Source organism: Egibacteraceae bacterium (assembly GCA_040905805.1).
Lineage (GTDB): Bacteria > Actinomycetota > Nitriliruptoria > Euzebyales > Egibacteraceae > DATLGH01.
In genome coordinates this window covers 71,149-81,967 of record JBBDQS010000138.1, presented here as the reverse complement: position 1 = coordinate 81,967, position 10,819 = coordinate 71,149, and the positions used below count along the sequence as shown (strand labels likewise).

General features: G+C 71.8%; 8 protein-coding genes. 4 read left to right on the top strand and 4 right to left on the bottom strand.

The genetic code is table 11. The features are described 5' to 3' along the window. Positions 1-916 precede the first annotated feature (916 nt). Entirely contained in the window at positions 917-1,801 is an 885-nt protein-coding gene (locus WD250_15430; protein MEX2621607.1) for a bile acid:sodium symporter, read from the top strand. Positions 1,802-1,897: 96 nt separating this feature from the next. Then, the gene (locus WD250_15425) at positions 1,898-2,287 is read left to right on the top strand and encodes an MmcQ/YjbR family DNA-binding protein (GenBank protein ID MEX2621606.1); all 390 of its coding nucleotides are present in this window, start codon (positions 1,898-1,900) and stop codon (positions 2,285-2,287) included. A 2,043-nt stretch (positions 2,288-4,330) separates the two neighbouring features. Here the strand turns inward: WD250_15425 and WD250_15420 are convergent. Both WD250_15420 and WD250_15415 read right to left on the bottom strand, forming a co-directional pair. Continuing rightward, entirely contained in the window at positions 4,331-4,804 is a 474-nt protein-coding gene (locus tag WD250_15420; GenBank protein ID MEX2621605.1) for an SRPBCC family protein, read from the bottom strand. A gap of 7 nt (positions 4,805-4,811) precedes the next feature. Next, complete coding sequence (locus WD250_15415) at positions 4,812-5,786, bottom strand: glutathione S-transferase C-terminal domain-containing protein (GenBank protein MEX2621604.1); 975 nt, start codon at positions 5,784-5,786, stop codon at positions 4,812-4,814. A gap of 112 nt (positions 5,787-5,898) precedes the next feature. Between WD250_15415 and WD250_15410 the strand changes: the two genes are divergently transcribed. Both WD250_15410 and WD250_15405 read left to right on the top strand, forming a co-directional pair. After that, positions 5,899-7,386: a hypothetical protein gene (locus WD250_15410; GenBank protein ID MEX2621603.1), complete on the top strand. Its 1,488-nt coding sequence runs from the start codon at positions 5,899-5,901 to the stop codon at positions 7,384-7,386. A gap of 54 nt (positions 7,387-7,440) precedes the next feature. After that, positions 7,441-8,469, top strand: coding sequence for a succinylglutamate desuccinylase/aspartoacylase family protein (locus tag WD250_15405; GenBank protein MEX2621602.1), 1,029 nt, complete (start codon positions 7,441-7,443; stop codon positions 8,467-8,469). Positions 8,470-8,478: 9 nt separating this feature from the next. Here the strand turns inward: WD250_15405 and WD250_15400 are convergent, their stop codons facing one another. Together WD250_15400 and mca are read right to left on the bottom strand one after the other, a co-directional pair. Further along, the gene (locus WD250_15400) at positions 8,479-9,879 is read right to left on the bottom strand and encodes an NAD(P)/FAD-dependent oxidoreductase (protein ID MEX2621601.1); all 1,401 of its coding nucleotides are present in this window, start codon (positions 9,877-9,879) and stop codon (positions 8,479-8,481) included. Between the two features lie 23 nt (positions 9,880-9,902). After that, positions 9,903-10,819: mycothiol conjugate amidase Mca (mca, locus tag WD250_15395; GenBank protein ID MEX2621600.1), on the bottom strand; the 917-nt coding region annotated here is incomplete at its 5' end.

Genomic DNA, 10,819 nt, shown 5'->3' with positions numbered 1-10,819 from the left:
CTGTGGGGACCCCTGCGCTCTGCAGCACAGACCGAAGGTCCTCAGGGCCCCGCGAAGTCAGTGCCTGCCACGCCGGTCGTCACCTCACCTCAAACTCGCCGTGCTGAGGAGCGTACCGACGCCGACACCACCAATTCAGCATCCCGTCCTCGGCGCCGGCGTGCGCCGGACCGTGGGACGCGTCTGTGGACCGTACTGCAGGCTAGGTTTCGCATCGATGACCCGGTTCCTGCTGCACGGCGCGACCGGGCTTTGACGTCGTGCCCACCGACTGTCTCGCGGCACACCTCGCCGCACGGCTGCCCACCGCGACCTCCCTGCGCCTGGTGTGGCCGGCGGCGGTCGACGGTGACTCGCATGCCACCGGGCTGCCATCGTCGTCTGAACCGACGTTGAGGGGAGGCCGCCTCGGCCCTCGATGGTGGCAACCGATACCGGCGGAACGCCTTCGGTTCCCGCATCCGCCAGCCCGGCGCCTGCACGCAGGTTACCCGGCGGTAGATGGGGTGGGAGGGACAGATATGTCGCTGAGACCCAATCTACCGGCCGGTAACCAGGGGTGGACCCGAAGATCTGCGAGATCCCCCCGGCGACACGAGGGCTACACGGACGCCGGCGACCTCGCCGTCGCCGAAGGCTGGTTCGACCGGGCCGACCGGCGGTTGCCCCGGTCCAACGGGCACCGTGCGTCGGCGTTCGCGCTGACCGGCTTCCGCTCGCGGGCTCAGATCGCCACACGGGTCGCACGCGACCAAGCCCACAAGCGCTGGTCGGCGTAGCCGCCAGCTGGCACCTTGCGCGATTGCCAGCGGATCGGTCTCCTACCCGCTGCCGTTCGAGAGCGGCCCACAACGTCGAAGGACATGCCATCCAACGTCTCCGCATCATCGAGAACAACCTGGCTCCACTGGTCGTCGTGACGGCGGCCGCGGCGCTGGCCGCGCCTGCCGTGGGCATCCGGCTCAGCGGGTCGGTCACCCCCCTGCTGGCGCTGCTCATGCTGTGCGTCAGCCTGACCTTCGACGTCGCGGCCCTGCGCGTCGTGCTCGCCCGCCCCGGCGTGCAGGCCCTGGCCACCCTGTTGGTGTACGGCCCGATGAGCGTGGCCGGCTTTGTGCTCGGGCGAGTGGCGTTCGGGTCAGGAGCGCTGGGGTTGGGCATCACCCTCGTGGGTGTGCTGCCCACCGATGTGTCCTCGCCGCTGTTCGTGCTGATGGCACGCGGCAACGTTGCTCTGGCGACGGTGTGCAACGCGGTCAACACCGCTCTGGCCCCGGTGCTGGTGCCAGCCCTGCTCCTGCTGTACACCGGCGTGGACCTCGACGTGCCCGTCGTCGGCCTGGCGATCGAGCTCGCGGGGACGGTGCTCGTGCCCACCGCCGTCGGGGTGACCATCCGCTCGCTGATCCCCGCCCGCGTCGAAGCGGTCGAGCCAGCGCTGTCGGCGACGGCCTCGCTGGCCTATCTGGCATTGGTCCTCGCAGTGGTCGGCCCGAACGCCGACACGATCATCGACGCTCCCGCGACTGTTGCCGGCGTGGCCGGCGTCGCCTTGGCCCTGAACGTCATCGGGTACCTGGTTGCTGCGGCCACCCGACCCGTGCTGCCCGAGCGTGCCGATCGCACAGCCATGCTCTTCACCGTGAGCAAGAAGGAGTTCAGCATCGCCGCATTCGTCGTGTTCGCTTCCGGACTGCCACCCCAGGTGGCGATGCCCGCTGTCGTCTACGCCGTCGTGCAGATGCTCACCTCCTCCCTCGTGGCGAGAAGACTCGCCCGCCACGCCCCGGTCAAGGAGTAGTTTGGCCGCCCCACGAGGCCCATCACGGGGCCCGACTGCTCCGGTCTGGTGGTCCCGACGGCACAGTCATGTCGAGTAGCCCACAAGGAGGAACGGGTGGCCACCTTCGACGACGTCCGGCGGCTCGGCCAACGGCTCCCCGAGGTCCAGGAGGCGCCCTCCTACCGCGGGATGCCCGCGCTGAAGGTGCGCGGCAAGCCGTTTTGCCGGCTGTGGAGCGACAACGAGCATCGACGGGACGGCGTGCACGACAGCGCGGTCCTGGTGGTGTTCTGCGACATCGAGGAGAAGGACGCGCTGATCGCCACGTCGGCAGGCGCGCTGTTCACGACCGCCCACTACGACGGTTACGGCGCCGTCCTGGTGCGCCTGGCCGACATCGAGCTGGATCTGCTGGTCGACCTCCTCGAGGACAGCTATCGCAGCCGCGCTCCCAAGCGGCTGGTCCGACAGCTCGAGGAGGGGCCATGCGGGTTGCCAGCTTGAGGCGCTGCCGCTCGCCACCGGACAGCGACGGGAGCGGCTGGCCGAAGGTGAGGTAGCCGAGCCCGACCTCGACGAGCCGGTCGAGGATCTTGTGCGCGGCAGGCGTGCGCGCCTCGCCGGCGCCGAAGAACCCCTCGGCCTCGGTCACCGCCATCGCGAGCACCTCGCTGATGTCGCGGCCGCCGAGGGTGTACTCCAGCACCGCTGCCTGGAACCGCTTGCCCTCGCAGTCCTCGCAGGTGGTGGCGACGCCGGCCATCATCGCGAGGTCGGTGTAGATGACGCCGGCGCCGTTGCAGGTCGGGCACGCTCCTTGCGAGTTGGCACTGAACAGCGCCGGTTTCACGCCGTTGGCCTTCGCGAACGCCTTGCGGATCGGGTCGAGCAGCCCGGTGTAGGTCGCCGGGTTGCTCCGCCGCGAACCCTTGATCGCGCCCTGGTCGACCGACACCACCCCGTCGCGCCCGGACACCGAGCCCTGGATCAGCGAGCTCTTACCGGACCCGGCGACGCCGGTCACCACGCAGAGCACGCCGAGGGGGACGTCGACGTCGACGTCAGCCAGGTTGTGCATGCTCGCGCCGCGGACCTCCAGCGTGCCGGTGGGCGTCCGCGACGACTCCTTGAGCGCGGCCCGGTCGTCGAGGTGGCGCCCCGTCAGGGTGCCGCTGGCCCGCAGCCCCTCCACGGTGCCCTCGAACACGACCTCGCCACCGGCGGTGCCGGCCCCGGGGCCGAGATCCACGACGTGGTCGCCGATGGTGATCGTCTCCGGCTTGTGCTCCACGACCAGCACCGTGTTGCCCTTGTCCCGCAGCCGCAGCAGCAGCTGGTTCATGCGCTGGATGTCATGGGGATGCAGGCCGATCGTCGGCTCGTCGAAGACGTCGGTGACGTCTGTCAGCGACGAGCCGAGGTGGCGGACCCAGTCGCGCAGATCGCTGATCTGCAGCGCGCAGACGTCGGCGATGTTCCTCTCGCCGATCCTCGACGACCGGGCCGCGTCACTGAGCCGCGTGCCGTCGCACTCGGGGCAGGTGGTGAAGGTGATCGCCCGGTCCACGAACGCCCGGATGTGCGGCTGCATCGCCTCCCGGTCCTTCGAGAGCATCGACTTCTGGATCTTGGGGATCAGGCCCTCGTAGGTCACGTTGATGCCCTCGACCTTGATCTTGGTCGGCGCATTGTGGAGCAGGGCGTGCAGCTCCTTCTTGGTGAATCGCCGGATCGGCTTGTCCGCGTCGAAGAACCCGCAGCCCCGGAAGATGCGGCCGTACCAGCCGTCCATGCTGTAGCCGGGGATGGTGAGCGCGCCGTCGTCGAGCGACAGGCTGTCGTCGTACAGCGCGGACAGATCGAAGTCGGAGACCGAGCCCATGCCGTCGCACCGCGGGCACATGCCGCCGAGTCGGGTGAACGTCGCCTTCTCCGTCGTCGTCTTGCCCGCGCCGCGCTCGACGGTGATCGCACCGCTGGCCTTCACCGAGGGCACGTTGAACGAGTACGCGTTGGGCGAGCCGATGTTGGGCTGCCCGAGCCGGCTGAACAGGATGCGCAGCATCGCGTTGGCGTCGGTCACGGTGCCGACGGTGGAGCGGGGGTTGGCGCCGAGCCGCTCCTGGTCGACGACGATCGCCGTCGTCAGCCCCTCCAGCACGTCGACCTCCGGGCGCGCCAGCGTCGGCATGAAGCCCTGCACGAAGGCGCTGTAGGTCTCGTTGATCATCCGCTGCGACTCCGCCGCGATCGTGCCGAACACCAGGGAGCTCTTGCCCGATCCGGAGACGCCGGTGACCACCGTCAGCCGGCGCTTCGGGAGCTCGACGCTGACGTCCTTGAGGTTGTGCTCGCGCGCGCCCTGCACGCGGATCAGATCGTGGCCGTCGGCAACGTGGCGTGCAGGCGACTGGGTGCCCGTCCTCGGGGGCATGCTCACGTGCTCCATCTGTTCGGGGGGTCCCGCCCGAGCGGCCCCGTACGCCAAGATTTCGGAGCATAGAACGTCCGTCGCGGACGGCCCAGGCCCGGCCCCACGGGCCGCCGCTAGCCCGATTCCGCGAGGCGCGCCAGTCGGCGCAGGGCGGTCCGGGCGAGGGGCGCGTAGGCGGTGCGCGCCGGCCAGTTCGCGATTGCCGCGGCCGGGCCGTCGACGCGTTGGGCAAACAGCATCCGGGAGCCGTCCCGATCGCGTTCCACGACGTGTGCGGTCTGCAGCGTCCACGGGCCCGGCAGGCGCACGGTCCAGTCCCACCGCCGGCCCCGATCCACGTGGGTGATCCGGACACGCACCCCCACCGGCCCGGCCCCGTGCACGACGAGCAGCTGCCCGGCGGCCAGCAGTGGCGGCCGGGCCTCGTGGCCGCGGGCGATCGTCACCCGGCGGATGTGGGGCGCCCACTCGGGCCAGCGGACCGGATCGGCCAGCAGCGCCCACACCGCGTCGGGCGGCGCGGTGGACGACGCGGTCACGACCGTGCCGGCGGGCAGTGCGGGAGTCGTGCGTGCCGGGTGCCGCATGCCGGGCCTACGCGCCGGGTGGCGGGGTGCCGGCGCCGAACGGCGTGCCCCCGAGCCGCTCACGGTCGTGCGGCTCGCGCCACCGGGTCGGGTCGGGCCCCGCGGGGACCACGCCAGACGGGTTGAGCTGGGTGTGCACGAGGTAGTAGTGCCGCTTGATGTGGTCGAAGTCGATCGTGTCGCCGAAGCCGGGGGTCTGGAAGAGGTCGCGGGCGTACCCCCACAGCACCGGGTTCTCGGCCAGCTTCTCGCGGTTGCACTTGAAGTGGTTGTGGTACACCGCATCGAACCGGGCGAGGGTGGTGAACAGGCGCACGTCCGCCTCGGTGATGTGGTCCCCGACGAGGTACCGGCGGTCGGCCAGCCGCTCGGTCAGCCAGTCCAGGCGGGCGAACAGGGCCTCGTAGGCACGTTCGTAGCTGGCCTGGCGCTGCGCGAACCCCGCCCGGTACACCGCGTCGTTCACGTCGCGGTAGACGAGGTCCATCACCTCGTCGATCTCGTCGCGCAGGGCGTCGGGGTACAGGTCGGGCGCCCCGTCGCGGTGGTGGGCGGTCCACTGCGTCATCAGGTCGAGGGTGATCTGGTGGTAGTCGTTGGTCACCACCTGGCCGGACGCCACGTCGACGATCGCGGGGACGCTGACGCCCCCGTCGTAGGCGGGGTCCGCGGCGGCGTACGCCTCGGACAGGTACCGGATGCCGAGCACCGGGTCGCGGCCGTCGGGGTCGAGCGTGAAGCGCCAGCTGCGCTCGTCCTGGATGGGATCGGCGACGGCCATGGAGATGACACGCTCCAGGCCGAGCAGGCGGCGCACGATGATGGCGCGGTTCGCCCACGGGCAGGCGAGGCTGACCGCCAGCCGGTAGCGGTCGGGTTCCACGGGCCACCGCGCGTCCGGGTCGGCGGTGATGCGCTCGTCGAAGCGCCCGGGGGAGCGCACGAAGGCGCCGTCGGCGTCGATGGTGAGTTCCTGGGGCATGCTGCGAGCCTACCCAACCACCCCCCGTTTGCAGTCGTCGCCCGCGCTACCCGGTGACGCCGCGGCCAGCGCCTAGACTTCGCTCGCGCCGGCGGGAGGGCAGGAGGACCCAGTGGGCCGCGACATCGACACGACCGAGTTCAGCCGCGAGGACCGCACCCGGTACCGCGACAAGGTGAAGGCCAACCTGGCGGCGTTCCGCGAGCTCATGGAGGCGGCGCGCTTCGAGACCGGCCGGCGCCTGGTCGGCGTCGAGATGGAGGTCTATCTCACCGACCCCGACGGCCACGCCACCGCAATCAACGCGGCGCTGCTGGAGCGCCTCGCCTCCGACGACTTCCAGACCGAGCTCGCCCAGTTCAACATCGAGTTCTCGCTGCGTCCGCGCCGGTTGGTGGCCGACGTGCTGAGCCAGATCGAGGACGAGCTGCGGGCCTCCCTGGAACGGGCCCACGCCAAGGCGCGCCAGCTCGACGCGCAGGTCATGATCATCGGCATCCTGCCGACGCTGTCGGACTTCGACGTCACCGAGCAGAACCTCTCGGCCAATCCCCGCTACCGGGCCCTCAACGACGCGATCCTCGGCACGCGCGGCGAGGACATCCTGATCCGCATCGAGGGCGACGAGACGCTGGAGACGACGGCCAACTCGATCCTGTTCGAGGCGGCCTGCACCTCGGTGCAGCTGCACCTGCAGGTCGATCCCTCGGAGTTCGCGACCACCTGGAACGCGGCGCAGGCGCTGTCGGCGCCCCTGGTGGCCGCCGCGGCCAACTCGCCGTTCTTCCTCGGCAAGCAGCTGCACCACGAGACCCGCATCGCCCTGTTCCAGCAGTCCATCGACACCCGCACCGAGGAGCTGGCCTCCCAGGGTGTGCGCCCCCGCGTGTGGTTCGGCGAGAAGTGGCTGCGCGACGGCATCCTCGAGCTGTTCGACGAGAACGTGCGCTACTTCCCCGCACTGCTGCCGCTGTGCGACGACGAGGATCCCGAGGCGATGCTGCGTGCCGGTGACATCCCGCACCTGCCCGAGCTCACCCTGCACAACGGCACCATCTACCGCTGGAACCGGCCCGTCTACGAGGTCGCCCGGGGGCGTCCCCACGTCCGCATCGAGAACCGGGTCCTGCCCGCCGGGCCGACGGTCATCGACGTGGCGGCCAACATCGCCCTGTACTACGGGCTGCTGGCCGGCCTGGCGGCCGAGGACCCGCCGGTCTGGGAGCAGATGAGCTTCGAGGCGGCCACCGACAACTTCTTCTCCGCGGCCCGTTACGGGCTGGGGGCGAAGCTCTACTGGCCGCGGGTGGGCGCCGCCGTGCCGGTGAGCGAGCTGATCGTGCGTCACCTGCTGCCCGTGGCCGCGGCGGGTCTGCGCGCCTGGGACGTGGACGAGTCCGAGATCGACCGCTACCTCGGGATCATCGAGGAGCGGGTCGTCGCCGGGCAGAACGGGGCGGCGTGGCAGATCGCCACCTACCGCCGGCTGCTCGACGAGGATCTCGAGCGCGCCGAGGCCGCCGCCCAGCTCGTCCGCCGCTACCAGTCGCTGTCCGAGATCGGCGCGCCGGTGCACACGTGGCCAACCAGCGGGTCGTGACCACCGGGCGCTGCGCGGCGCACCCCGGCGGGCCTCCGCTACGCTGCAGACCACATGGTCGATCTCTACCACCGGTTCGACGGCTATGACGACGGCAAGGTCCTCCTGGAGGGCAGCGACGAGGACGTCCTCGTCGCGCTGGAGGGCAAGCCGGCGTTGCTGCGCATCCCCGGCACCGACCGCACCCCGCGGGCGCGCTTCGTGGCGTGCCTGCTGCACGGCAACGAGGACTCCGGATACCGAGCCGTGCTGCAGACCCTGCGCACCGGCGTGCGCCACCCGTTCGACCTGTGGGTGTTCATCGGCAACGTGCGTGCCGCCAGCCAGGCGGGCTGGTTCGCCAACCGCTACCTCGACGACCAAGAGGACTTCAACCGGGTCTGGGGTCGTCATCCGCCGACGACGCGCATGCGCCGGTGCGCGGACGCCGTGCTGGCCGAGCTGAGCGAGGTCGACCTCGAGGCCTGCGTCGACCTGCACAACAACACCGGGTACAACCCCCACTACGCGATCGTGCCGGTGCGCACGCCGGCCAGCCTGACGCTGGCCGCGGCCTGCGCGGACACGGTGCTGCTGTGGAACCTGGAGGCGCACACCCTGATGGAGGCGCTGTCCCGCCACTGCCCCACGGTGGCCGTGGAGTGCGGTCTGCCCAACGTGCCCGGCAACACCGTGTTCGCGCGACAGGTCCTGGACCGCTTCGTCGGCGCGGTGTTCACCGGCACGCCCCGTGCCCCCGAGCGGATGCTCGAGATGCGGGTCCGCGTCGAGGTGCGTCCCGAGGTGCCGTTCTCGGTCGGGCTCGCCCTGAGCGACGAGATCGACTTCGTGCTGCGGCCGGGTCTGGACACCCACAACTTCGGGATGCTGCTGGCCGGCACGGAGCTCGGGCACGTCCATCCGGGGACGGCGATGCCCCTGCGCGCGACCGACATGGGGGGCACCGAGGTCACCGAGCGCTTCTTCACCCTCGACGACGCCGGGGTGGTGGCGGTCGGCGAGGACCTGACGCCGGTGATGATGACCACCACCGTGGTCCAGATCCGCCGGGACTGCCTGTTCTACATCGCCCGCAACTGCTGAGATCGCGCGTCAGCGCAGCACGCCGGTCAGCGCCGAGCGGGCGGCGTGGTAGCCGCACAGCCCGTGCACCCCGGCGCCCGGGGGGGTGGACGCCGAGCAGAGCAACAGCGCAGGGTTGGACGTGCGGTGCGGGCGCAGGCGGGGCGCCGGCCGTGCGGCGATCTGGCGCAGGGTGTGCGCGCCGCCGGCGATGTCGCCCCCGATGTAGTTGGCGTTGTCGCCCTCCATGTCGGCGGCGGTGCGGGTGACGCGGGCGAGCACCCGGTCGCGGAAGCCGGGGGCGAAGCGCTCGATCTGGCGCTCGATGCGCTCGGTCACGTCCACGGTGGAGCCGTTCGGCACGTGGCAGTACGCCCACAGCGTGTGCTGGCCGGCCGGGGCACGGGTGGGGTCGGCGACGCTGGCCTGCACCACCAGGACGAAGGGGCGCTCCGGGTGCTCGCCGCGGCCGACCGCCTCCTCCGCCGCGGCGATCTCCTCCAGGTGGCCACCCACGTGCACGGTGCCCGCACCCCGGCAGGCCGCGGCGGTCCACGGCACCGGGCCGTCCAGTGCCCAGTCGACCTTGCAGACGCCGGGACCGTGGTGGAAGCGGCCCAGGGCCCGCCGGTAGGGCCCGCTCAGCCGGTCGCCGGCGATCGCCAGCAGCTGGCGGGGGCTGACGTCGAACAGCGTCGCGCGGCAGGGAGGCACGTCGGCGAGGCGGCGCACGGCGTGACCGGTCTGCACCGACCCGCCGAGCGCGCGCAGGTGCGCGGCGAGCGCGTCGACGATCGCCTGCGAGCCACCCTCGGCCAACGGCCAGCCCACGGTGTGGGCGCCCCCGGCGAGCACCAGCCCGAAGCCGGCGGTGCCGGCCACATCGAACGGCAGCACGGCGTGGCCGGCCAGCCCGGCGAACAGCGCCCGCGCCGGCTCGTCGTCGAAGGCAGCGCGGGCGAGCCCCCCCGCCGAGCGCAGGGCGCGCAGCCCGGAGAGCCCCAGGGCCACGGGGTGGCGGGGCAGGCGCACGGGGTGCTCGAGGTGGGCGGTGACGTCGTCCCATGCGCGCACGAGCGGGCCCATGAGGCGCGCCCACGCGGGCCCGTCTGCGCTGAGGCCGTCGGCCGTGGCCGGCAGCGACCGGTGCAGCACGGCGGCGCGGCCGCCGTCCAAGGGGTGGGCCAGCGGCACGTCGGCGTGGCGCCACCGCAACCCGTGCTCGGCCAGCGGAAGACGGGTGAACACCGGTGACGTGGCCCCGAGCGGGTGGACCGACGAGCACAGGTCGTGGGTGAACCCCGGCAGCGTCAGCGCCCCCGACCGGGCGCCGCCGCCGATGGTGTCGGCGGCCTCGAGCACGAGCACGGAGCGACCGGCACGCGCGAGGGTCACCGCCGCCGTCAGGCCGTTCGGGCCCGCGCCGACCACGACGGCGTCCCACGCCCGGTCGCTCAGGGTTCGAGCCCGGTGAACAGCGAGGACTCCGGCAGCTCGGTGTCCACGAGACTGCGGGCGAGCTCGAAGTCCTCGAAGGGGTACACGTCGCGGACGACCTCGTCGGGGACCCGGAACCACATGCTCTCGGGATCGATCTGGGTCGCGTGGGCGAGCAGGGCCTGGGTGCGCTGCGGGAGGTAGTCGCCGACGTCCACCGAGGTCGTGGTGGGATCGTCCTCGTCGGGGTCGAAGCGCTCGAGCCACCCGGCGAACGGCGACTCGATGCCGTGGTCGGCACAGGCGGCGTGCAGGGCCTCGACCTTGCGGCGGTTGAACGCACCGACGTAGTACAGCTTGCGCGGCTGCCAGGGGGCGCCGGCCTCGGGGTAGCGGTCCGGGTCACCGGCGGCATCGAACGCGGCGGCGCTGATGTCGTGGCAGCGGATGTGGTCGGGGTGGGGGTACCCGCCGCCCTCGGGATAGGTCACCACGACGTCGGGGCGCTCGGCGCGGATCAGCCGCACCAGCCGGCCGGTCGCCTGGTCCACCGGCGCGTTGTAGAAGCAGTCGGGGGCGAGCACGCTGCCGTCGCCGTCGAAGTCGGCCACGTACCCGGAGTCGGGGTAGCCGAGCCAGTGCTGCTCGGTGACGCCGAGCACGGCGAGCGCCCGGGCCAGCTCCTCCTCGCGGATCTCGGCCATGCGCTCGGCCACGCCGGGACGATCCATGGCGGGGTTGAGGATCTCGCCCGCCATCCCGTCCGTGCAGGTGACCACCGACACCCGGTAGCCCTCCTTGGCGTAGCGCGCCATGGTGGCGGCGCCCTTGGAGGACTCGTCGTCGGGGTGGGCGTGGACGAACATCGCGTGCAGGCCTGAGACGTGAATCGCCGGAGCTTGCGGAGGCGATTCTCTGCTGTGCCGGGTGGGGC